Origin of the sequence: Kineococcus deserti, from assembly GCF_050871945.1 — a bacterium.
Classification (GTDB): Bacteria; Actinomycetota; Actinomycetes; order Actinomycetales; family Kineococcaceae; genus Kineococcus.
The window spans coordinates 48,877-69,886 of the sequence record NZ_JBJLSI010000027.1 but is presented as its reverse complement, the minus strand read 5'-3'; the positions used below and the strand labels follow the sequence as shown (position 1 = coordinate 69,886).

The 21,010-nt window shown below is 73.9% G+C and carries 23 protein-coding genes, 1 tRNA gene and 1 other RNA gene; 11 read left to right on the top strand and 14 right to left on the bottom strand.

Translation table 11 applies throughout. The features are described 5' to 3' along the window. Window positions 1-110 precede the first annotated feature (110 nt). The 7 genes from ACRYR2_RS18565 to ACRYR2_RS18535 all read right to left on the bottom strand — a co-directional run bounded on the left by ACRYR2_RS18565 (window position 111) and on the right by ACRYR2_RS18535 (window position 6,030). On the bottom strand, window positions 111-686 hold the full coding sequence (locus ACRYR2_RS18565) for a TerD family protein (RefSeq protein WP_432564376.1): 576 nt from the start codon (window positions 684-686) through the stop codon (window positions 111-113). 83 nt (window positions 687-769) lie between these two features. After that, complete coding sequence (locus ACRYR2_RS18560) at window positions 770-1,567, bottom strand: AIM24 family protein (protein WP_432564375.1); 798 nt, start codon at window positions 1,565-1,567, stop codon at window positions 770-772. A gap of 17 nt (window positions 1,568-1,584) precedes the next feature. Beyond that, a complete protein-coding gene (locus tag ACRYR2_RS18555; RefSeq protein ID WP_432564374.1) occupies window positions 1,585-2,484 on the bottom strand; it encodes a hypothetical protein in 900 nt (299 codons plus the stop codon). 8 nt (window positions 2,485-2,492) lie between these two features. Next, window positions 2,493-3,389 (bottom strand): hypothetical protein, encoded by an 897-nt coding sequence (locus ACRYR2_RS18550; RefSeq protein ID WP_432564373.1) that lies wholly within the window; start codon window positions 3,387-3,389, stop codon window positions 2,493-2,495. A 20-nt stretch (window positions 3,390-3,409) separates the two neighbouring features. Further along, the gene (locus tag ACRYR2_RS18545) at window positions 3,410-4,333 is read right to left on the bottom strand and encodes a hypothetical protein (protein WP_432564372.1); all 924 of its coding nucleotides are present in this window, start codon (window positions 4,331-4,333) and stop codon (window positions 3,410-3,412) included. After that, window positions 4,330-5,604 (bottom strand): toxic anion resistance protein, encoded by a 1,275-nt coding sequence (locus ACRYR2_RS18540; protein ID WP_432564371.1) that lies wholly within the window; start codon window positions 5,602-5,604, stop codon window positions 4,330-4,332. The genes ACRYR2_RS18545 and ACRYR2_RS18540 overlap by 4 nt, the downstream gene beginning before the upstream one ends. A 243-nt stretch (window positions 5,605-5,847) precedes the next feature. Beyond that, entirely contained in the window at window positions 5,848-6,030 is a 183-nt protein-coding gene (locus ACRYR2_RS18535) for an SPOR domain-containing protein (RefSeq protein WP_432564370.1), read from the bottom strand. Window positions 6,031-6,098: 68 nt separating this feature from the next. Between ACRYR2_RS18535 and map the strand changes: the two genes are divergently transcribed. From map to ACRYR2_RS18515, 4 genes are all read left to right on the top strand, one after another. Then, on the top strand, window positions 6,099-6,977 hold the full coding sequence (map, locus tag ACRYR2_RS18530) for a type I methionyl aminopeptidase (protein WP_432564369.1): 879 nt from the start codon (window positions 6,099-6,101) through the stop codon (window positions 6,975-6,977). Window positions 6,978-7,112: 135 nt separating this feature from the next. After that, window positions 7,113-7,316 (top strand): PspC domain-containing protein, encoded by a 204-nt coding sequence (locus ACRYR2_RS18525; protein WP_432564368.1) that lies wholly within the window; start codon window positions 7,113-7,115, stop codon window positions 7,314-7,316. A gap of 79 nt (window positions 7,317-7,395) precedes the next feature. Next, window positions 7,396-8,238, top strand: a complete 843-nt coding sequence (ppgK, locus tag ACRYR2_RS18520) for a polyphosphate--glucose phosphotransferase (protein ID WP_432564367.1) — start codon at window positions 7,396-7,398, stop codon at window positions 8,236-8,238. A 59-nt stretch (window positions 8,239-8,297) separates the two neighbouring features. Continuing rightward, window positions 8,298-9,293 carry an LLM class F420-dependent oxidoreductase gene (locus tag ACRYR2_RS18515; protein WP_432564381.1) on the top strand — a complete coding sequence of 332 codons (996 nt, stop codon included), beginning with the start codon at window positions 8,298-8,300 and terminating at the stop codon, window positions 9,291-9,293. 16 nt (window positions 9,294-9,309) lie between these two features. On the opposite strand, the gene ACRYR2_RS18510 is transcribed toward ACRYR2_RS18515, so the two are convergent. Continuing rightward, on the bottom strand, window positions 9,310-10,071 hold the full coding sequence (locus ACRYR2_RS18510; protein WP_432564366.1) for a DUF4328 domain-containing protein: 762 nt from the start codon (window positions 10,069-10,071) through the stop codon (window positions 9,310-9,312). Between the two features lie 137 nt (window positions 10,072-10,208). On the opposite strand from ACRYR2_RS18510, the gene ACRYR2_RS18505 reads away from it, so the two are divergent. After that, window positions 10,209-10,772, top strand: a complete 564-nt coding sequence (locus ACRYR2_RS18505; protein ID WP_432564365.1) for a DUF6083 domain-containing protein — start codon at window positions 10,209-10,211, stop codon at window positions 10,770-10,772. 14 nt (window positions 10,773-10,786) lie between these two features. Here the strand turns inward: ACRYR2_RS18505 and ACRYR2_RS18500 are convergent, their stop codons facing one another. After that, a complete protein-coding gene (locus ACRYR2_RS18500; RefSeq protein ID WP_432564380.1) occupies window positions 10,787-11,206 on the bottom strand; it encodes an organic hydroperoxide resistance protein in 420 nt (139 codons plus the stop codon). 60 nt (window positions 11,207-11,266) lie between these two features. On the opposite strand from ACRYR2_RS18500, the gene ACRYR2_RS18495 reads away from it, so the two are divergent. Together ACRYR2_RS18495 and ACRYR2_RS18490 are read left to right on the top strand one after the other, a co-directional pair. Further along, a complete protein-coding gene (locus ACRYR2_RS18495) occupies window positions 11,267-11,863 on the top strand; it encodes a TetR/AcrR family transcriptional regulator (RefSeq protein WP_432564364.1) in 597 nt (198 codons plus the stop codon). A gap of 133 nt (window positions 11,864-11,996) precedes the next feature. Beyond that, window positions 11,997-13,142: a glycosyltransferase family 4 protein gene (locus ACRYR2_RS18490; protein WP_432564363.1), complete on the top strand. Its 1,146-nt coding sequence runs from the start codon at window positions 11,997-11,999 to the stop codon at window positions 13,140-13,142. Between the two features lie 6 nt (window positions 13,143-13,148). On the opposite strand, the gene rnpB is transcribed toward ACRYR2_RS18490, so the two are convergent. Further along, an RNA gene (gene rnpB / locus ACRYR2_RS18485) (RNase P RNA component class A) lies at window positions 13,149-13,522 on the bottom strand. Window positions 13,523-13,579: 57 nt separating this feature from the next. On the opposite strand from rnpB, the gene ACRYR2_RS18480 reads away from it, so the two are divergent. Together ACRYR2_RS18480 and ACRYR2_RS18475 are read left to right on the top strand one after the other, a co-directional pair. Further along, window positions 13,580-14,323, top strand: coding sequence for a YaaA family protein (locus tag ACRYR2_RS18480; RefSeq protein WP_432564362.1), 744 nt, complete (start codon window positions 13,580-13,582; stop codon window positions 14,321-14,323). A gap of 10 nt (window positions 14,324-14,333) precedes the next feature. Further along, window positions 14,334-15,473 carry an SLC13 family permease gene (locus tag ACRYR2_RS18475; protein ID WP_432564361.1) on the top strand — a complete coding sequence of 380 codons (1,140 nt, stop codon included), beginning with the start codon at window positions 14,334-14,336 and terminating at the stop codon, window positions 15,471-15,473. A 21-nt stretch (window positions 15,474-15,494) separates the two neighbouring features. Here ACRYR2_RS18475 and ACRYR2_RS18470 read toward each other — a convergent pair whose 3' ends face one another. Next, entirely contained in the window at window positions 15,495-15,977 is a 483-nt protein-coding gene (locus ACRYR2_RS18470; protein ID WP_432564360.1) for a MarR family winged helix-turn-helix transcriptional regulator, read from the bottom strand. Between the two features lie 69 nt (window positions 15,978-16,046). On the opposite strand from ACRYR2_RS18470, the gene ACRYR2_RS18465 reads away from it, so the two are divergent. Beyond that, window positions 16,047-18,098: an MMPL family transporter gene (locus ACRYR2_RS18465; protein ID WP_432564359.1), complete on the top strand. Its 2,052-nt coding sequence runs from the start codon at window positions 16,047-16,049 to the stop codon at window positions 18,096-18,098. On the opposite strand, the gene ACRYR2_RS18460 is transcribed toward ACRYR2_RS18465, so the two are convergent. The 3 genes from ACRYR2_RS18460 to ACRYR2_RS18450 all read right to left on the bottom strand — a co-directional run bounded on the left by ACRYR2_RS18460 (window position 18,050) and on the right by ACRYR2_RS18450 (window position 20,880). Beyond that, window positions 18,050-19,138: a bifunctional RNase H/acid phosphatase gene (locus ACRYR2_RS18460; RefSeq protein ID WP_432564358.1), complete on the bottom strand. Its 1,089-nt coding sequence runs from the start codon at window positions 19,136-19,138 to the stop codon at window positions 18,050-18,052. The two genes, ACRYR2_RS18465 and ACRYR2_RS18460, sit on opposite strands and share 49 nt — an antisense overlap. A 112-nt stretch (window positions 19,139-19,250) precedes the next feature. After that, window positions 19,251-19,994: a zinc ribbon domain-containing protein gene (locus tag ACRYR2_RS18455; RefSeq protein ID WP_432564357.1), complete on the bottom strand. Its 744-nt coding sequence runs from the start codon at window positions 19,992-19,994 to the stop codon at window positions 19,251-19,253. A 7-nt stretch (window positions 19,995-20,001) separates the two neighbouring features. After that, on the bottom strand, window positions 20,002-20,880 hold the full coding sequence (locus ACRYR2_RS18450; RefSeq protein ID WP_432564356.1) for a Nif3-like dinuclear metal center hexameric protein: 879 nt from the start codon (window positions 20,878-20,880) through the stop codon (window positions 20,002-20,004). A gap of 56 nt (window positions 20,881-20,936) precedes the next feature. Between ACRYR2_RS18450 and ACRYR2_RS18445 the strand changes: the two genes are divergently transcribed. Next, window positions 20,937-21,009, top strand: a tRNA-Val gene (locus ACRYR2_RS18445). Window position 21,010: the final 1 nt, after the last annotated feature.

Here is a 21,010-nt window from a genome sequence, read left to right as displayed (position 1 = left end):
GGGGGGGGCGGGCGGCACACCACACCACCAACCCCCCCGGCGGGCGCGCCCCCCCCCCCCCCCCCCCCCCCCCCGGCGGCCCCCCCCCGCGGCGCGTGCGCTGCGTGCGGTCAGACGCTGACGCCGAAGTCCGTCGCGATGCCGCGCAGGCCGTTGGCGTAGCCCTGGCCGACGGCGCGGAACTTCCAGTCGCTGCCGTTGCGGTACAGCTCGCCGAAGACCATGGCCGTCTCGGTGGAGGCGTCCTCGGACAGGTCGTAGCGCGCGACCTCGGTGTTGCCCTCGGCGTTCACGACGCGGATGAAGGCGTTGCGGACCTGGCCGAAGGACTGCTTGCGGGTGTCGGCGTCGTAGATGGCGACGGTGAAGACGACCTTGTCGATCTCGGCCGGGATGCCCGACAGGTCGACGTTGATCTGCTCGTCGTCGCCTTCGCCCTCACCGGTGCGGTTGTCACCGGTGTGCTCGACCGAGCCCTCGGGGGACTTCAGCTGGTTGAAGAAGACGAAGTAGCCGTCGTTGGGGACCTTGCCGTTGGCGCCGACCATGATCGCCTGCGCGTCCAGGTCGAAGTCCGAGCCGGTGAACGAGTTCGCGTCCCAGCCCAGGCCGATCACGGCCTTGGTCATCCCCGGCGCTTCCTTGGACAGGGAGACGTTGCCGCCCTTGCTGAGGCTGACGCCCATGGTGTGTCGCTCCTTCGTGCGTGTCGTGTGTGACGGTGAGCCCAACGATCACCGTCACCGGAAAGTGCCCCGAGGGTGCCCGGTCAGTCCCGCGACCCCGAGAACAGGCCGCCCAGCGCACCCATCCCCTGCTGGTCGGGTTTGGCGCTGTTCTTGACCAGCGCCTTGGCGAACGCCTCGATGGTGACCGACTGCAGGATGACGCGCCCGTTGCCGCGCAGCGTCGCCAGCGTCAGCCCCTCCCCGCCGAAGACGGCGCTCATGATGCCCTGGCGGTTCAGCCGCCCGACGGTCTCGACGCCGTAGGTGATGCGGTCGTCCCAGGCGACGATGCAGCCGGTGTCCACGCGGACGGTGCCGCCGTAGTCGGCGGGGTTGATGTCGATGAAGTCCCCGGCCCCGGCGATGAGCAGCGACCCGCGGCCGGTGAACTTCTCGAGGATGAACCCCTCCCCGCCCATGACGCCCTGCCCCAGGCCGGAGAAGGCGATGTCGAAGTGCACACCGGCCTCGGCCGCGACGAAGGCGTCCTTCTCGGCGAACCACGTCGTGCTGCCGTCCAGCTCCAGGTGCCGCATCTCGCCGGGCAGCACGCCGGCCAGACCGAGGAGCCCGTCGCCGCCGGGGGTGTGGAAGTGCTGGAAGGCGAAGGACTCCCCCGCCAGCATCCGCTTGCCGGCCGCGGCGGCCCCGCGCAGCAGCCCGCCGAAGCCGCCACCGCCGCCCTCCTTGCCGCTGGGGGCCGTCAGCTTCGTCTCCATGACGACGTCGCCGGAGGAGAAGAGGAACTTGCCGGCCTCGCAGTACAGCGTCTGGCCAGGACGCAGGGTCACCACGGCCATCTGGGTCGTGGAGCCGACGAGCTGCACGTCGAGGGTCATGATCCCTTCCTACCGCACTACAGGTCCAGATCGCTCTTGCGGAACTTGTTCTCCAGGAACCGGCTCTGCTGCTGCTGCCGGTCCACGTCGGCCGCGTGCACCGACTCGCGCAGCGTGCGGCAGCCCTCGACGAGCAGGTGCAGCTGGCTGCGCAGCTCCTCGGCCGGGGTGGTGCCGCCCGCGTTGCGGCTGGTGCGGGCGACGTCGGGCGGCAGGGCCAGGAAGTCGTCGACCGTGCGCGGCAGGTGCTCCCCCGCCAGCGTCTCCAGGTCGTGCCGGACCTGCGGGTCGCCGCCGCGTTCGGCGATGCGCAGCAGCAGCGGGCCGAGCAGGTCGGCGACCTGGTGCACCAGCACGACGTCGACCCGGTCGAACCGGTCGCTGGTGTCGACCCGGCGGACGGTGGCCACCAGCGCCTTCTCCGCCGCCGTGACCTGCGGGGCGACCGGCCGGTCGGGTTCGGCACCCGCCCCGGCCGCCCGCGGCGTGGAACGGCGCCCCCGCAGCTCCCGGGACACCTCGCCCGGGCCCTCCACCGGCAGCGCCGGGATCGCGTAGCCGAGCCTGACCGCACGCCGGTAGTGCTTGCGCAACCGGCGCCGGCGCCGGGACTCGTTCTCGTAGGCCACGTTCAGTGCGATCCAGGCCCACATCGCGAGGAATCCGAAGACCCAGGACAGTTCCGCGTACAGGACGATCCACGCCCCGAGCCCGACGAAGCGCAGCACCTGGAACGCGGGGTCGGAGATCCAGCCGAACACCGGCAGGTTCGCCCCCAGCCGTGGTTCGAGGTCCTGCGGCCGGACGATCTCCAGCTCCCGGGCGGGCTGGACGTAGCGCGGGGGCGCACCGTCGTCGCGCCCGCTGAGTTCCATCCCCACCGTCACCACCTCCAGTTCCTTCCAGAGGTCCTCCACGAGTCCAGCTACAGGTCCAGGTCCGATCGCCGGAACTTGGCCTCGAGGAACCGGCTCTGCTGCTGCTGCCGGTCCACGTCCCGGGCCAGGACGCTGTCGCGCAGCTGCCGGCAGCCCTCGACGAGCAGCTGCAGCTGGCTGCGCAGCTCGTCGGCGGGGGTCGTCCCCGCCGACGTGCGGTGCTGCCGGGCGTAGTCGTCGGGCAGGACCAGGTAGTCCTCGAGGGTGCGCGGCAGGTGCTCACCGGCCAGCGTCTCCAGGTCGTGCCGCACCTGCGGGTCGGCCTCGCGGGTGCGCAGCTGGGCCAGCAGCGGGCGCAGGAGCCGGTCGACCTCGCGGACGAGTTCGAGCGATTCGGCCTCCAGGCGCCCACCGGCCGTCTCGGCCGTGACGACGGCGGCGGCCAGCCGGCGCTCGGCGACCGTCACCGGGTCCGGGGTGGCCGGGGGTGCCGCGACGGCCTGCGGCACGCGACGGCTGCGCAGCTCGCGGTGGCGCTCGGCGCGGCGCTGGTGCCGCAGCCGGCGGCGACGGGCGCGCTCGGCGGGGTCCACGGGAGCCCACGGCACCCCCTGGTGCCGCAGGTAGCCCGCCAGCGGGCCGCCCATCATGATCATGACGACGCCCAGCCACCAGACGCCGTTGGCGAAGGCGACGATCCAGCCCACCGTCCAGGCGGCGGACAGCACGCCCAGGGCGTGCGAGCTCAGGCCCCGGGCGCCCGCCGGCTGCTGCTGCGGCTCCTCCTGCGGGACGGAGGGCTCGCGCTTCTCGTACGGCACCGGCGGTGGGGTCGTGCGGGCGACCTGCCCGTCACCGGGGTGGTGCGGACCCTGCAGGGGCTCCGGCCGCGCGCGCTCGCGCCCGCTGCCCGTCCCGCCGTCCTTGCCGAGATCGACTCCCACCGCAGCCTCCTACCGGTCTCTCACAGGTCCAGGTCCGACCGGCGGAACTTCGCGTCGAGGAAGCGCCCCTGGACCGACAGCTTGCGTGCGTCGTGGTCGTACACCGCCCGCTGCACGTCCCGGGAGCCGTCGGCGAGCAGCTGCAACTGGGTCACCAGCTCCTCGGCCGGGGTCGTCCCCGAGGGGCCGCGGTTGGTCAGCGCGTACTCCTCGGGCAGGTCCAGGTAGTGCTCGAGCGCGCCGGGCAGGTACTCGGTGACGATGGCCTCGAGGTTGTGCAGCTCCTCCACCTCGGCGCCGCGCTTGGCGACGTGGGCCAGCAGCGGGGTCAGGACGTCCTCGATCTCGCGGACCGCCGGGACCGCGCCGTCGGGCAGCCGGCCGCCGTTGCGGTTGGCCGTGCGCACGACCTCGCGCAGCCGCTGCTGCAGCGCGGTGACCGGGTCGGCCGGCGGGGCCGGTTCGACCGGAGCCGGCGCCGGCGCGTGCTCGAGCACCGGCTCACCGGTGAAGGCCGCCTTGATGCGCAACCACGTCGAGTTCGCCATGACCGAGTGCACCAACCCCAGACCCCAGGTACCCGTGGCGACCAGCGCCCCGAGCACCAACCACCCCAACGCGTTCGCGGCCAGCCCGACCCCGAGGGCCGTGACCGCGCCGGCCATCGCCAGCAGGTAGGCGACGGCGGCCAGCACCCACTGCGGCCGCCGGCCGCGCAACCCCATGTAGAGGAACGACAACCACGGCAGACCCACGGCGGGGACCGCCAGCCACCAGGAGTTCGCCGCCCGCCAGGTGCGGCTGCGCAACCGGCGCGAGACCAGTTCCGGCGGCGCCTGGGCCGGACGCCGCCGCACCACGCGTCCCTCCGCCGCGGCGGGGCGCGCCTGACGCACCGCGCGGGAGGGGCGCTGGTCGCCGCGGGAGGGTGCCACGGAACTCACCGGGGACCTTCGAGGGCAGGGCCTTGTCCAGCTCCGGAACCCTGCTCGCCGTTGCGGGCCCGCTCCAGGTACGACTTCGAGCGCTGCACCTGGCCCTCGAGGGCGTCGACCGTCGTGGCCATGCTGACGACGGCCTGCTGCTTGAACGTGTCGATGGCGTCCATCGTCGCGAAGACGTTGTCGAACGCCTTCTGCAGGGTGTTCACGTCGACCATGGCCGTCGAGGCCTGCTCGTGGATCCGCCCGGTCTGCTGCTTGAGCATCTCCGAGGTCGACAGGATCATCTGGTTCGTCGTGGTGTTCAGCGCGTTGATCTGGTCCAGCACCAGCTTCTGGTTCGCCAGCGCCTGCGCGACGATGACCGCGGTCCGCAGCGCCGCGACCGTCGTGGTCTGCGCGCGGTCGACACCCTTGATGAGCTCGATGTTGTTCTTGCGCACCAAGTCCAGCGCCAGGTAGCCCTGCACGCTGACCGCCAGCTGGGTCAGGAGGTCCTGGTGGCGCTGACGGATCGGGAACAGCGCGTCCGACGTCAGCGCGTCGGCGGCCTGCGGGTTGGACACCCGCAGCTCGTCGATCTTGCTCACGGTGGCGGCGTCCAGGGCCTTGGCCAGCGTGGCGTACTCGGTCAGCTTGCCCATCGTGGTCCACAGGTTCTGCTTCTCGGACTCGATGGAGGCGTTGTCCTTGCGCAGTTCGTCCTGACCGCTGGCGAGCGCCTTGATGATGGCGTCGAGCTGGGACTGGGCGTCCTGGTAGCGCTCGAAGTAGCGCTGGATCTTGCCGCCGAACGGGATGATGCCGAGGATCTTCTTCGCGCCCTTGAGGTCGGCGCGCCCCGGGTCGAGGTCGGTCACCGTCTGCCGCAGCTCCAGCAGCGTGTTCGCGACCTTCACCTGGGCGTCGGCGCCGGGCCCGGAGGCCTTCTGCCCCTTGGCCCCGGCCAGGCTCGACTGCGGCCGTTCCAGCATCCGGTTCGACACCTGCGCCGAGGAGCGGACCTCCTGCTCGCCCATGCGCGTGATGTCGTCGACCTTCTTCTGGAAGGCCGGGCTGCGCGGGTCCTGCGCGGCCAGGTCGGCGACGAAGGCCTGCGCCTTGCGCGTCAGCTCCGTCCGGGTGGCCTCGTCGAGGGGGATCATGCCCTCGGCCTGGTCGTCCGCCACCACCGGCACCGGAGCCGGCGGGGTCAGCTGCAGATCCGTGGCAGGCGGCGTCGCCGGCGCGGCCGGCGGGTTCAGCGGCTTGCTCAGGTCCAGCGACTCCGACATCAGGCGGTTCCCCTCGTCCTCGACATGCGTTCCGCCCGCCCCACCTCCGGGCGTCCCCCGATCCTAGGTCGGCGCGGGCGGTCGTTCGATCCTGACCGACGCACACTTCGTGGGCATCCACCCCTCGGTGGAGAGATGGTGGCGCCCCGTCGTCCTGTCGTCGGGGATCACCCAGGACAACGCACGGACGTCCTCAGGGGTGCCCCCCCCCACCCCTGTCGGGGTGCCCGGGGGTCGTCCGGCTCACCAGTCCTCCTCCTCGCGGTCGCGCTCGTCCTCGGCCGCGGTGCGCGCCCGGGCCCGCTCCAGGGCGTGCTCGGCCTCCTCGCGGGTGGTGTAGGGCCCCAGCAGGTCCTTCTGCTGCCCGCGCTTCTCCAGCTCCTGGACCTGCCCGGTCGAGGTGTCGTACCAGTACTCCTTGGCCATGGGGGCATCCTGGCCCGTCAGCCCGCGCCACGCACCCGCCCCAGCAGGCACGACCTAGACTCGGGGGCATGAGCACGGGCACGACCACCGCACCTGCCGGCACCCTGGTGGCCGGAGTCATCTCGCCGCGACGGCAGGTTCCGGCCGCGATCGCCCGGCCCGAGTACGTGGACCGGCCGGCGCCGACGCCCTACACGGGTTCGCACGTCATCGACGCCGAGGGCGTGGAGAGGATCCGCCGCGCGGGGCGGCTGGCCGCGCAGGCCATGGCGCTGGTCGCCGAGCACATCGTGCCGGGCACGACCACGGACGAACTGGACCGCATCGGCCACGAGTTCCTCTGCGACCACGGCGCCTACCCCTCGACGCTGGGCTACCGGGCGTTCCCGAAGTCGTTGTGCAGCAGCCTCAACGAGGTCATCTGCCACGGCATCCCGGACTCCACGGTGCTGGCCGAGGGCGACATCGTGAACATCGACATCACCGCCTACCTCGACGGCATGCACGGTGACACCAACGCCACCTACCTGTGCGGCGAGGTCGACGAGGAGTCCCGCCTGCTCGTCGAGCGCACCCACGAGGCGACGATGCGCGGCATCAAGGCCGTCGCGCCGGGACGGGCGATCAACGTCATCGGCCGCGTCATCGAGAAGTACGCCCAGCGCTTCGGCTACGGCGTCGTGCGCGACTTCACCGGCCACGGGGTGGGCCCCTCCTTCCACTCCGGTCTCGTCGTGCCGCACTACGACGCGGCGCCGGCGCACGACCTGGTCATGGAGCCGGGCATGGTCTTCACCATCGAGCCGATGCTGACGCTGGGCACCCACGAGTGGGACATGTGGGAGGACGGCTGGACGGTCGTCACCCGCGACCGGAAGCGGACCGCGCAGTTCGAGCACACCATCGTGGTGACCGAGACGGGCGCGGAGATCCTCACCCTGCCGTAGTCCTGCCCGTCCTCCCGGGGTCGCAGGACCGCCCGCGAAGATCAGCCTGCGGTAGCGGGACGAGGAGCGGGTCCGGGGCGTTGGATGGCCGTGGGCGGAACCACCGCCCTCACCACCGACCCGAAGGAGCCCGCCGTGAGCGCACCCGCCCTGTCCCGTCCCCAGTCCGGCAAGATCGTCGCCGGGGTCTGCGCCGGCCTCGGCCGTCGCTTCGGCCTGTCGGCCAACGTCGTGCGGCTGCTGTTCGTCCTGTCGTGCATCCTGCCCGGACCGCAGTTCCTGGTGTACGCCGCGCTGTGGATCGTCATGCCGAAGGACAGCGGCGGCTACCGCGGCTGAGGTGCAGCGGCACCCGGGACGTGCGCCACGGGGCCTCCACCGGTGCCGGGACCGCTGCGGACCCCTAGGCTGGTTGGCCGTGACCTCTGCATCGACCACCTCGACTCCCGCCCCGGTCCCCGCGTCGAGCAGGGCGGCCAGCAGCCCCGTCCACTCCCACGCCCTGGGCGTCGACATCGGCGGCTCGGGGATCAAGGCCGCCCCCGTCGACCTGGCCGCCGGGGAGTTCGCCGCCGACCGCGTGCGCATCGACACGCCGCAGCCGGCCACCCCGGCGGCCGTGGCCCCGGTGGTGGCGAAGGCGCTGTCCTCGCTGCCCTCGCTGGCGGGCCTGGCCGAGGACGCCCCCGTGGGCATCACCTTCCCCGCCGTCATCCAGCACGGCATCGCGCGCAGCGCCGCGAACGTCGACCCCTCCTGGATCGGCACCGACGCGGAGACGTTGTTCTCCGACACGCTGGGCCGGCCGGTGCTGGTGGTCAACGACGCCGACGCCGCCGGGTACGCCGAGATCGAGTTCGGCGCGGGCAAGGGCGTCCACGGCGTCGTCCTGGTCACGACCCTGGGCACCGGGATCGGCAGCGCCCTGTTCGTCGACGGCAGGCTCGTGCCCAACACCGAACTCGGTCACCTCGAGATCGACGGCCACGACGCGGAGAAGAAGGCCGCCGACTCCGCCCGCGACCGGCACGACCTGTCCTGGTCGCAGTGGGCGAAGCGGCTGCAGCGCTACTACTCCCACGTGGAGAACCTGCTGTGGCCCGACCTCATCGTCGTCGGCGGCGGGGTGAGCAAGAAGCACGAGAAGTTCCTGCCGCTGCTGGACCTGCGCACCCCCATCGTCCCGGCGCAGCTGCGCAACGACGCGGGCATCATCGGCGCGGCCTCGCTGGCGGCCCGGGTCGCGGCCGAACGGGCCTGACCTTCCGGTGGTGACCTCGTCGCACTAGTGTCGGGTTCATGACTGACGCGACGCCGCGGCTGAAGTTCGGCCTGTTCATCCCGCAGGGCTGGAAGCACGACCTGGTCGGGATCGACCCGGCCGAGCACTGGAAGGTCATGAGCGGGCTGGCGCAGCGCGCCGACGCCGGGAACGTGTGGGATTCGATCTGGGTCTTCGACCACTTCCACACCGTCCCCGAGCCCACCGACCAGGCCACCCACGAGGCGTGGACCCTGATGGCGGCCTTCGCCGCTGCGACGCAGCGCATCCGGCTGGGTCAGATGTGCACGTGCATGTCCTACCGGAACCCCGCCCACCTCGCGAAGGTGGCCACGACGGTCGACGTCGTCTCCGGCGGCCGGGTGAACATGGGCATCGGCGCCGGCTGGTACGAGCACGAGTGGCTCGCCTACGGCTACGGGTTCCCGAGCGCCGGTGAACGCCTCGCCCGTCTCGACGAGGGCGTGCAGATCATGGCCCAGTTGTGGAAGGACGGGGTCTCGACCTTCGAGGGCAAGCACTACCAGACGTCCGGCGCCATCAACCGGCCGCTGCCGGTGCAGGAGGGCGGCATCCCGATGTGGATCGCCGGCGGCGGTGAACGCAAGACGTTGCGCACGGCCGCGAAGTACGCCGACTACACGAACTTCGACGGCACGCTGGAGGGTTTCACCCACAAGTCCTCCGTGCTGGAGCAGCACTGCAAGGACGTCGGCCGCGACTTCGGTTCCATCGTGCGCTCGGCCGACTACAACGTCGCCATCGGTCGCGACGAGCGGGAGGTCGCCGACCGGGTGGCCGCCCGGCGCGCGGTGCTGGAGAAGCACGTCAGCGCCGAGGCGACCGAACGCGAGGTGGCGGGCCTCGGGCCCGGCGGCGCGGCCGTCGGAACTCCCGAACAGATCGTCGCCAAGCTCAAACCGCTGCTGGACGCCGGCCTGGGGTACGCCAACTTCTACTTCCCCGAGGCCGCGACCGACACCAGCGGCATCGAACTGTTCGAGCGCGAGGTCGTGCCGGCGCTGCTGGCCTGACCCGTCGTCGTGGCCCTCAGGGCCGCTGGGCCGCGGCGATGGACCGGACGACGCCGGTGAAGAACGGGAGGGCGACCAGGCCCGCCAGGGCCGACAGGACACCGAGCCCCAGCGAGGTGCCCACGTCGCCGTCCTGACCGAACCGGAACGTGGCGCTGCCCAGGTAGGTGCTGACCAGCCACGCCGCCCACCAGGCCCCGAGCTTCGGCGCGGCGCCCCGGGGTGCGCGCTCGTGCGAGGCCGTCCAGATGTCGCTGACGTACTGGTACGGCACGAACAGCGAGGCGATGGGCACGATCCAGCCCCACCACGCCCAGCTCGCGGCTCGCCGCTGGCGCACGTGCGGGGCGATCCGCACGGCGTTGCGGCGGGCCCGGGCGAGGAAGAGCCCGACCACGACGAGGTTGGCGACCATCCCGGCCAGGTAGCCGAAGGACGTCACGACGACCACCAGGGCACCACCGAGGGTGTCGCCGGCCGCCGCGTCCACCCCGGAGGACAGCAGGTCGCAGGCCGTGACGAGGACGGCGAGGACGACGGCCGCCTGCCCCAGGCCCGCGACGGGCTCCAGGGGCTGCCGCGGGGCATCGCCCTGCCACGACGGGGCGTGCTCGTGGGGGTTCTGGTCGAACGACCGGCCGAACTGCTGCCCGAACTGCTGACCGGACGGCTGCCCGGACGGCGTGGGGGGCCCGCCGTACTCGCCGCGGCCGGGGGCGAAGAACGGGACGTCGGCCGGTCGCCGCGGCTCCTGGGGTGGGTACTGCTGGCCGCTCACGCGGAGGTCCTCCTGCTCGTCCCGGTGCGGGTCGCCGACCGACCCCTGTGAACACTGTGCGTAGTTCCAGGGGTGCGGCGGGCCCGTTCGACCGACACCCCACCCGGACGGCGCAGCGCGTCGGTCATGCTGGAGGGGTGGTGGAGGAGCCGGGCCGGGCCAGCTGCGCGTTCTGCGGGAGATCGGATCCCGACGACGACGTCCGCGTCCAGGAACGGCTCGGGGTGCAGGTGGCCGTGTGCGCGGGCTGCCGCGAGCGGTTCGCGGGCGCGACGGCGCCGCCGGCGCCGGTCCGGCCTGTCGTGGAGGAACCCCGCGGGCTGCCGCCCACCCTGGGGCAGCAGTCCTCGGCCGTCCTGCAGCTGGTGCGGCGGATGGCGCGGATCGCGGCCGAGCGCCCCTACACCGAGGTGGACTGCCCGCACTGCGGTCACCCGGTCCACGAGTACCCCGGCGCGGCCGGCGACCGCGTCGGGCTCGCCAAGGAGTCCGTCCTCGCCGCCAGCGTCCCGGTGGAGGAACGCTGGCGGGTGGTGGACGGCGTCGCGGTCCCCGCAGACGGCGAGCACGGGGAGGACGAGGACTCGGTGGGCGCTCGCGTGCGGCACGACGTCGTCTGCCCGGCCAACCCGGTCCCGGCGAACCCGCGGTTGTCACGGATGTGGCACGCGCACCTGCAGCCCCCGCCCGCCGAGTTCTGACCCCGGCCGGAGCCTCAGTCCTCGTCGTGGACGAGGACGACCTCCTGCACGACGTTCCCGCGGGTCGCGCGGCTGTAGGGGCATCCCGCGTGGGCGGCGTCGAGCAGTTCGCGGGCGAGGGCCTCCTCGACGCCGGGCAGCTGCGCCTCGATCCTCACGGCCAGGTCGATGCCCTCGGCCAGGCCGCCGGTGACGGCGACCGTCACGGACACCGCCGAGTCCGCCACGTCGACCCTGCGGCTGCGGGCGACCGCCTTGAGCGCGCTGTGGAAGCAGGCGGCGTACCCGGCGGCGAACATCTGCTCGGGGTTGGTGCCCGGGCCGTCGTCGCCGCCCATCCCCGCCGGGATCGACAGCGTCAGGTCCAGGCGGTCGTCGGACGAGCTGACCCGGCCGTCGCGGCCGCCCCAGGCCGTCGCGGTCGCCTCGTACATCGTCGCCACAGCGGGCTCCTCTCGTGATGTACCACGGTGGTACGTGAATAGGATGCACCCGTGGACGACGTGCGGCGCGGCCGGCCCCGGGATCCCGCGATCGACGCCAGGGTGCTCGCGGCGGCCGTCGACGAGATCGCCGGGAAGGGCCTGGCCGCGCTGAGCACCCGCGCCGTCGCCGCGCGCGCCGGCGTCGACCGTCGCGGCGTCCACGCCCGCTGGGCCACGACGGAGGACCTCGCCGTGGAGGCCGTGGGAACGCTGACCGCCCGGCTGGAACCGCCCCTGACGGGAACCCTGCGCGGTGACCTGAGAACCCTCGCGCCCCGGATCGCCGCCGCGGTCTCCAGTCCACGCCGGCAGGTCCTGCAACGGTGCGTGGACGAGGTGGCGCAGTTCCCCGCCGTCGCGCAGCGGTTCCGGCGCGAGTACGTCGACCGGTGCGCGGCGGTCCTGGAGGACGCGTTCCACCGCGCCGCGGCGCGCGGCGAACTCACCGGCCGGACGACTCCGGCGCAGGCGACCGAGCTGTTCATGGGCTCGCTGCTGGTGCGGGCCCTGACGAGCGGGGACGCGGCGGTGGACGAGCGCTCGCAGCAGGTGGTCGTCGACCACGTCGTGGGACTGGTGACGACTCCGTCCCTGACGGGATCCTGACGCCGGGGTCGGTTCAGGGGACCGCCGCGTGCGGTCAGCTTCGCGTCACCGTGGACCGCGGCGCGCTGGGTGGCTGGAAGGGTGCGCTGGCGAGCCGGGCACGCGTCCTGGCCCCGCCGGTGGAAGGAACCCCGTGAAGATCCTCACCAACGTGGACAGGCTGGAACCCCTGGGCGGTGTGGAACTGAGCACGCTGCAGGTCAGCCGCGCCCTGGCCGGACGCGGTCACGAACTGGAGGTCGTCTTCCGCGAGAACGGCTCGCTGCGTGCGCAGTTCGAGCAGTTCGCGGCCGACCTGGTCCAGATCCCCGGTTTCGCGATGCGGCTGCAGAGCCCGCTGGGCGACGCCGCGCGCCTCGTCCCGGGGGTGCGGGCCGTGCAGCGCAGCGACGCCGACGTCGTGTACTGCCACCGTCCGGAACACATGCTGTGGGCGGTGGCCGGCGGGAAGTCGTCGCGGCGCGCGCGGCGCCCCGTCGTGGTGCACCTGCGCCACCACCCCAGCGGCCGGACGTTCCGGGCGCTGGCCCGCGGCGTGGACACCTTCATCGCGGTGTCGCACTTCATCGAGCGGCAGTGGGTCGACGCCGGGGTCCCGGCCGACAAGGTCGTCGTCGTCCACAACGGCGTGGACCCCGCCCGCTACCCGGCCGGCGGACCGGACGAGCAGGTCCTCGCCCGCACGAGGCTGTCCCTGCCGCCGGACGTCCCCGTCGTGCTGCACTACGGCCGCCTGGTCCCCGAGAAGGGCCTGGGCAGCCTCCTGCGGGCCTGGCCCCACGTGCGGCGGCAGGTCCCCGAGGCGCTCCTGGTGTGCGCGGGCAACGCCTCCCCCGACGACGCCTCGGCGGTTCCGCGGGGATGGGACCGGGCCGACGGCGTCGTCCGTCTCCCGGCCCAGGACGACGTCACGGACCTGCTGCACGCCAGCGACCTCGTCGTCCTGCCGGCCCAGTGGCAGGAGCCGTTCGGCCGGGTCGTCATCGAGGCCCTGTCCTCGGGCCGGCCGGTGGTGGCCAGCGCGGTGGGCGGGATCCCCGAGATCCTCACGGGTGACCTGCGCCGCTTGCTGTTCCCCCGCGGGGACGAGGCCGCCCTCGCCGGCAAGCTGGTGGAGAACCTCCGGTGGCGCAGCACCGACCCCGGCCTGGGCCTGGCCGGCCGCCGGCACGTCGTGCGGCACTTCTCCCTGGACCAGACCGTGGCGGCCGTCGAGGCGGTGCTGCACGACACGGTCGCGGGCGACGCCCGGCCGGTGGCCGCGTCGGCGACGCGGTGAGGTGAGGGGACGAGCCGGCCTGTAAGCCGGATCCTGTTCCCGCTCGAAGGAGCGGGCGGCGACCATCCATCTGGGACGTGCGTTGCCGCACGCCTCGAGCAACCTACCCGGCAGCTCGGGCGGGCCGCCCTCGAACGCTGCCTGTCTGGTCTTGCTCCGGGTGGGGTTTGCCTAGCCGTGCTGGTCACCCAGCACGCTGGTGGTCTCTTGCACCACCGTTTCACCCTTACCGCCCCGGTTCCCCGGGGAGGCGGTTTCCTTTCTGTGGCACTGTCCCGCGGCTCACGCCGGGTGGCCGTTAGCCACCACCCTGCCCTGTGGAGTCCGGACTTTCCTCGGCGACCGGGAAACCCGGCCGACGCGGTCGCCCGGCCGACTCGTCCGTGCACCAGACTAGGGCACCGGGCGAGGCCGTCGGGCACGTAGGCTCGTCCCTCGTGCTCGTGCTGCTCCCCCCGTCGGAGACCAAGTGGACCGGCCCGCGTCGCGGCACCCCGGTCCGTCCCGGCGCCCTGTCCCACCCGGAACTGACCACCGCCCGCGAGCAGGTGCTCGACGCGCTCGTCACGGTCTCCGCGCGGCCGGACGCCGCCACGGTCCTGGGGGCCGGGGCGAGCCTGGCCGACGTCGTCGCGGCCAACACGACGCTGCGCAGCCGCCCCACCGCCACGGCGGCCCGGATCTACACCGGTGTCCTCTACGACGCCCTGGACCTGTCCTCGGTCCCGGCCGCGGCGGCCCGCCGCGTGCTGGTGTTCTCCGCGCTGTGGGGCGTCCTGCAGCCGCGCGACCGCGTGCCGGGGTACCGGTTGTCGATGGGCACCGACCTGCCGGGCATCGGGTCGCTGGCCTCGTTCTGGCGGCCGCAGCTGACCGAGGTCCTGCGGCCCGAGGGGGTCGTCGTGGACTGCCGGTCGGCCGCGTACGCGGCGGCCTGGGTGCCCGACGCCGACACCGCGGCCCGCACGGTCGCCGTCCGCGTCCTGTCCGGCGGGAAGGTCGTCTCGCACGCCGCCAAGCACACCCGCGGGCTGGTCGCCCGGCACCTGCTGACCCGCGCCGGCAGGGCCCCGCGCACGCCGGGCGCGCTGCACGACGCCGTCGGCGAGGCGTTCGACGCCGAGCTGCTGGAACCGGCCCGGCGCGGCGGGTCGTGGACCCTGCAGGTCCAGGCGCCCTGACGTGTGGTGGGTGTGCGGGATCGCCGGGGCCCTCGCCGTCGTCACCGGCCTGCTGAGCGGGGACGACGTCGCGCAGGTCGCCGGCCGCGCCGGCCCGGTCCTGGGTTTCCTGCTGGCCGTGACGGTCGTGGCCGAACTGGCCGACGCCGCGGGGGTCTTCGACGCGGCCGCGCGGCTGGCCGCACGCATCGGCCGGGGCCGGACCTGGGTGCTGTGGCTGCTGGTCGTCGCGCTCGGAACGCTCGCCACGGTCGTGCTGTCGCTGGACACCACGGCCGTGCTGCTCACCCCCGTGGTGCTGGCGCTGGCGGCCCAGCTGCGGCTGGACCCGCTGCCGTTCGCGCTGACGACGGTGTGGCTGGCGAACACGACCTCGCTGCTGCTGCCGGTCAGCAACCTCACCAACCTCATCGCCCTGGACACCCTGCGCGGCCTCGGGGTCGGCGGGACCGCGGGTTTCGCCGGGCTGACCTGGGCCCCGTTCCTGGCCGGCCTGGTGGGCGCGGTGCTCGTGCTGGGCCTGGCCCACCGGCGGCAGTTGCGGGGAACCTACGATCCGCCTCCGCCCGCCCCACCGCGCGACCCGGTGCTGTTCCGGACCTCGGTCGTGGTGTGCTGCCTGCTCGCGCCGGCGTTCGTCAGCGGCGTGGAACCCGTCGTCCCGGCCACCGTGGCCGCCGTCGTGCTCGTCGTCGTGTTCGCGCTGCGCCGCCGGGAGGTGCTGCGGCCGGCTCTGCTGCCCTGGCGCACCGTCGTCCTGGTCGGGGGGTTGTTCCTGGTGGTGCAGGCCGCCCAGGTGCACGGGCTGGAGGACCTGCTGCGGCCGCTGGCCGGCGGCGGTGAGGGTTTCGCCGACCACCTGCAGCTGGCCGGGACGGCGGCGCTGACGGCGAACGTCGCCGACAACCTGCCCGCCTACCTCGCCGTCGAACCCCTCGCCGGCAGCGCCGCCCGGCTCGTCGCGGTGCTCGTCGGGGTGAACCTCGGCCCCCTGGTGACCCCGTGGGCCTCGCTGGCGACGCTGCTGTGGCTGGACCGCTGCCGTGCGCGGGGGGTGCGGATCTCGATGCCCCGGTTCGCGCTGCTCGGCCTCGTCGGGGTCGCGGTCTGCGTCCCGGCCGCCACGGCCGCCCTGCAGCTCACGAGCTGACCGGCCGGTCCGCCGCGCGGCTCACAACTCGGCGTGGTGCTCGGCGAAGGCCCGCCCCATCGCCGACAGGAACCGGTGCACGGTCTCGAGCTCGGCGTCGTCGAACTGCTCCAGGACGGCCGAACTGCGCCGCCCGAGCGGGCCGAAGAACTCGGCGGCCAGCTCCTGGCCGGGGTCGCCGTAGCGCAGGAAGACCTTGCGGCGGTCGGTCTCGCTGCGGTCGCGGCGCAGGTGGCCGTGCCGTTCGAGGCGGTCGACGACCCCGGTCGCCGCGCCGGTCGTGAGGTTCAGCAGCCCCGCGAGCTCACCGGCCGTCAGCGGGTCGTCGGCGACCTCGCGGCGCATGACGTGGATGAGCGCCTGCAGGTCGGTGGGGTGCAGGCCGTTGCGGTGGGCGAAGGCGTGCGCGATGCGCTCGGAGGTGGCGACGAGGTCGCGCAGCTCGTCGACGATCTCCTGCTCGCGGCGGGCGCGGGGGTTCGCCCGCGATCGGTACATGGTCATCGGGTTGCCACCCTACCCTTTCCGCGCTAGACATCTCAGTCACTGAGAGGTCAAGCGAATGAGGTTGTCGTGAAGGTTCTGACCGGCCGGGTGTCGGCGTGGATCGTCCTGCTCGTGGCGGTGCTGCTCGCCGGCGGCGTCAACGTCCTGGGTGGCCAGGCCCCCGAGGGCAGCGGGGCGACCGGCCTGCCCCCGGCCTCCGCGGAGTCGGTCCGCGCCGCCGGACTCGCCGACGCGCTCCCCGACGACGGCCGGGGCACGCTGCTCGTCGTCTACTCCCGGGAAGGGGCCCTCACCCCGCAGGACCTGCAGGCCGCGGCGACGCTGGGCACCCCGGTCCCCAGCCAGGACGCCCGGGCGGCCCTCGTCCCGGTCACCGTGGACGTCGACGTGCCCCGCGACGACCTCGCCGCCACCGTCGCCGACGTGCGGGAACGGGCCCGGGCCGACCTGCCCGAGGGCCTGACGGTCGAGGTGACCGGCGGCCCGGCGTTCAGCGTCGACATCGCCGACTCCTTCTCCGGCGCCAACACCCGGCTGCTCCTGGTGACGGCGTCGGTCGTCGCGCTGCTGCTGATCGTGACCTACCGCTCCCCCGTGCTGTGGCTGGTCCCGCTGGCCGTCGTGGGCGTGGCCGACCAGGTCACGACCCGGCTGCTGGAGGCCGTCGGCCGGCTCACCGACACCCCCGTCGACCCCTCCGCGACGGGCATCACGAGCGTGCTGGTCTTCGGCGCCGGCACCGACTACGCGCTGCTGCTCATCGCCCGCTACCGCGAGGAACTGCGCCGCGAACCCGACCGCCGCCTGGCCATGCGGGCCGCGCTGAAGGGCGCCGGACCGGCCGTCGCCGCCAGCGCCACGACCGTCGTCCTGGCGCTGCTGACGCTGCAGGCCGCGGTGCTGCCGAACGACCGGACCATCGGCCGGGACGCGGCCATCGGCATCGTCGTGGCCCTGGTGGCCGGGCTGTTCGTGCTGCCCAGCGCCCTGGTCGTCTGCGGCCGCAGGCTGTTCTGGCCGTTCGTGCCCACCGTCGGCTCGCCCGACACGACCCGGACGGGAGTGTGGGCGCGCATCGGCGGGGTCGTGCTGGCCCGCCCCGGCCGCGTCGTCGTGGGCTCCGTGCTGCTGCTGGCCGTCCTGGGCACCGGCCTGCTCGGCGCCCGGCTGGGGTTGTCCCAGACCGAGCAGTTCCGGGTCTCCGCCGAATCCGTGGAGGGCTCGCGGACCCTGTCCGAGCACTTCCCCGGCACCGCCGCCGAACCCGCCCAGATCCTCGTCACGGGTGATCCGGAGCCCGTGCTCGCGGCGGCCGGCGGCGTCGAGGGCGTCGGCTCCGTGCGGCCCGGGCGCAGCGCCGGCGGGACCACCGAACTGCTCGCCACCCTCGAGGCCACCCCCGGGTCGGCCGCGAGCCGGGAGACGGTGCAGGCGCTGCGCGAGGCCGTCCACGCGGTCGACGACCAGGCGCTCGTCGGGGGCACCGAGGCGCAGGCCCTGGACACCCGCGCCGCCACCGTCCGCGACCTGCTCGTCGTCGCGCCGCTCGTCGTGGTCGTCGTGCTCGTGGTGCTGGTCGTCCTGCTGCGCTCGCTCCTCGCCCCGGTGCTGCTCGTCGCCACCGTCCTGGCGACCTACCTGGCGGCCCTCGGCGCGGCGGACGTGCTGTTCGGGCTGGCCGGGATCCCGGCGCTGGACAACCAGGTGCCGCTGCTGTCGCTGCTGTTCCTGGTCGCCCTCGGCGTGGACTACAACATCTTCCTCGTCACCCGGATCCGGGAGGAGACCCCGGCCCGGGGAACGCGGGAGGCCACCCGGGTGGGCCTGGCCGTCACCGGCGGGGTCATCACCAGCGCCGGGATCCTGCTGGCGGCCGTCTTCGCGGTGCTGGGGGTCCTGCCCCTCATCGTGCTGACCCAGATCGGCGTCGTCGTCGGCATCGGCGTGCTGCTGGACACCCTGCTCGTGCGGACGCTGCTGGTCCCGGCGCTGTTCGCCCTGCTGGGCCACCGGGTCTGGTGGCCCAGCCGGCTCGACGCCCCCGGCGCCGCCGGGGGCGGGCGGCACCGTCAGACGCGGTTGACCGCCAGCACCTCCGACGTCCCGTCGGCCCGGTAGCGCAGCAGCGTCCGCGATCCGGGGTCGACGTGGATGCGGCGCTGCAGCGCCGGCCCGGCGCCGAGCACCGAGCGCAGCAGGACGCGCAGCGGGTCGCCGTGGGTGACCAGGACGACGCGCTTGCCCGCCCAGCGCCTCAGCAGCGCGTCGCGGGCGGCCAGGACCCGCTCCTCCACCGTGCGCAGCGACTCCCCGCCGGGCGGGGCCGCGGTGCCGGACTCGTTCCAGGCCGCGAACTCGGCGGGCCAGCGCTTGACGACCTCCCCGGCCGTCAGGCCGTCCCAGTCGCCGAAGTCGGTCTCGTCCCACTGCGGGTCGGTGAGCACCTCGACGCCCAGGGCCTCGGCGATGACCCGGGCGGTCTGCTGGGACCGGCGCATGGTGGAGCTGATGACCACGTCGGCGCCCCGCACGTCGCGGCAGGCCGCGGCCTCCCGCGCCTCGGCCTGGCCGCGCTCGGACAGCCCGGGGTCCTCGCCGTAGCGGCCCGAGACCCGGCGCTGCTCGGTCAGGGCCGTCGAGGCGTGCCGGACGAGCACCACGACGGTCGGCGGGGCGTCCGGATCGGCTGGCGCCGCAGCGGTCTGCGTTCCGGAGACCTCCGGGCCGGTGACGCGCTGCCACTGCCGGCCCGCGGCCGCGGCGTCCATGGCCTCGTTCGCCAGCCGGTCGGCGTGCGAGTTCTGCGCACGCGGGATCCAGCCGTAGTCCACGTGGGAACCGGCCAGGGCGCGCGCCTCCTCGGCGAGCTTGCGCATGTCGGCGTGCTTGACCTGCCAGCGCCCCGACATCTGCTCGACGACGAGCTTGGAGTCCATCCGGACCTCCACGCGCGCGCCGGGGTCGATCGAGGCCGCGGCCCGCAGCCCGGCGATGAGCCCGCGGTACTCGGCGACGTTGTTGGTGGCCCGGCCGATCGACTCGGCGACCTCGGCCAGCACCTCACCCGTGGCGGGGTCCTTGACGACCGCGCCGTAGCCCGCCGGGCCCGGGTTGCCCCGGGACCCGCCGTCGGCCTCGACCCGCAGGGTCCTGCTCACAGCGACGACCGTTCACCCGGTCGGGCCGCCCGGGTCGACGGCTTCGTGCCGGCCCGCACACGGCTCCGCCGGAGCGTCCCAGCACTCCAGCCGCCGACGCGGCCCTCCTCGCTCACAGGCCGGATTCCTCCGTGCGGACCAGGATCCGCCCGCACTCCTCGCAGAACACCACGTCGTCGGAGGCGGCCTTGCGGATCTCGCCGAGGTCGGAGGCGTTCAGCTCCAGCTGGCACCCGCCGCAGCGCCGCGAGCGCAGCAGGGCCGCGCCGACACCGCCGCGGGGTGCGCGGACCTTCTCGTAGAGGCTCACCAGGGCGTCGTCGATGCCCATGACGATGGCCTGCCGACGGGCCAGGACGGCCGTCTCCTCGGTGGCGATCTCGCCCAGCGCGGCGTCCCGGCGGGCCGTGACGTCCTCGATCTGCTCGGCCAGCTCGGTGTCGGTCGTGGTGAGCTCGGCGGCGGCGAACTGGACCTGCTCCAGCCGCTCCATGACCACCAGTTCCTCGTCCTCCAGCACGCTCTGGCGGCGGGCCAGGGACTCCAGCTCGTGCTGCAGCCCCTGCAGGTCCTTGGCCGACCCCGTGCCGGCCTCCAGGCGCCGGGTGTTGCGGGCGGCGCGCTCGCGCACCTGGGCGACGTCGGCCTCGGCCTTGGCGACCTGGCGCTCGACGTCACCGACCAGGGTGCGGGCGGCGATGAGGATGTCGTTGGAGCGCTGGCGCTCCTTGACCAGACCGTCGAGCTCGGCCTGCTCGGGCAGCGTCGCCCGGCGGTGCGCGAGCTGCGCGAGCCGGGTGTCGACGGTCTGCAGGTCCAGCAGGCGCTGCTGGTCGATCGCCGGAGCCTTGGGCATCCGCCGGTCACTCTCCTCTGCTGGGGACGCGCAACGTCCAGGGGTCGGTGCGCGTGGTGGACACGTGGGCGTCCACGGTACGGCCGTCGGCGGCGAGCGCGGCCACCAGGCGGTCGGCGCAGCCCGCCAACCAGGGCCACTCGCTGGCCCAGTGGGCCACGTCGACCAGGAACGGGCGGCCCTGCTCGGCGAAGACGGCGCGCTCGCGGGCCTCCGAGGCCGGGTGGTGGCGCAGGTCGGCCGTGACGTAGACGTCGGCGCCGCTGGCGCGCACCTGCTCGAACAGGCTGTCGCCCGACCCGCCGCAGACGGCGACCCGCTGCACGGGGGCGTCCAGGTCACCGGCCACCCGCACGCCCTGCTCGGTGTCGGGCAGCGCGCCGGCGACGCGGTCGGCGAAGTCGGCCAGCCGTTCGGGGGCGGCGAGGGTGCCGACCCGCCCGATCCCCAGGTCGGGCCGGCCGGGCAGCGGGTCCAGCGGGACGAGGTCGTCGAGGTCGAGGACGCGGGCGAGGGCGTCGGAGACGCCGGGCGCCCCGGCGTCGGCGTTGGTGTGGGCGACGTAGATGGCCAGTCCGGCGCGGATGGCGCGGTGCAGCACCCGTCCCTTGAAGGTGGTGGCGGCCACCGAGTTCACCGGCCGCAGCAGCAGCGGGTGGTGGGTGACCAGCAGGTCCGCGCCCGCCGCGACGGCCTCCTCGACCACCGCCTCGACGGGGTCGACGGCGAAGTGGATCCGGCGCACCGGCGCGGTCGGGTCGCCCGCGACGAGCCCGACGGCGTCCCACGGCTGGGCCCACTCCAGCGGGTGCATCGCCTCGATCGCGTCGACGACCTGCTGCAGCGACGGCGGCGGGGCCTGTGGGTCGGGGGGCGCGGGGATCACGGAGGCAGACACTAACGGCTACCGTGGTCCCGCCGGGCCTGCGCAGGCCCCGGCCAGGGCCTGTAGCTCAGTTGGTAGAGCACCGCGTTTACACCGCGGGTGTCGTCGGTTCGAGACCGGCCGGGCCCAC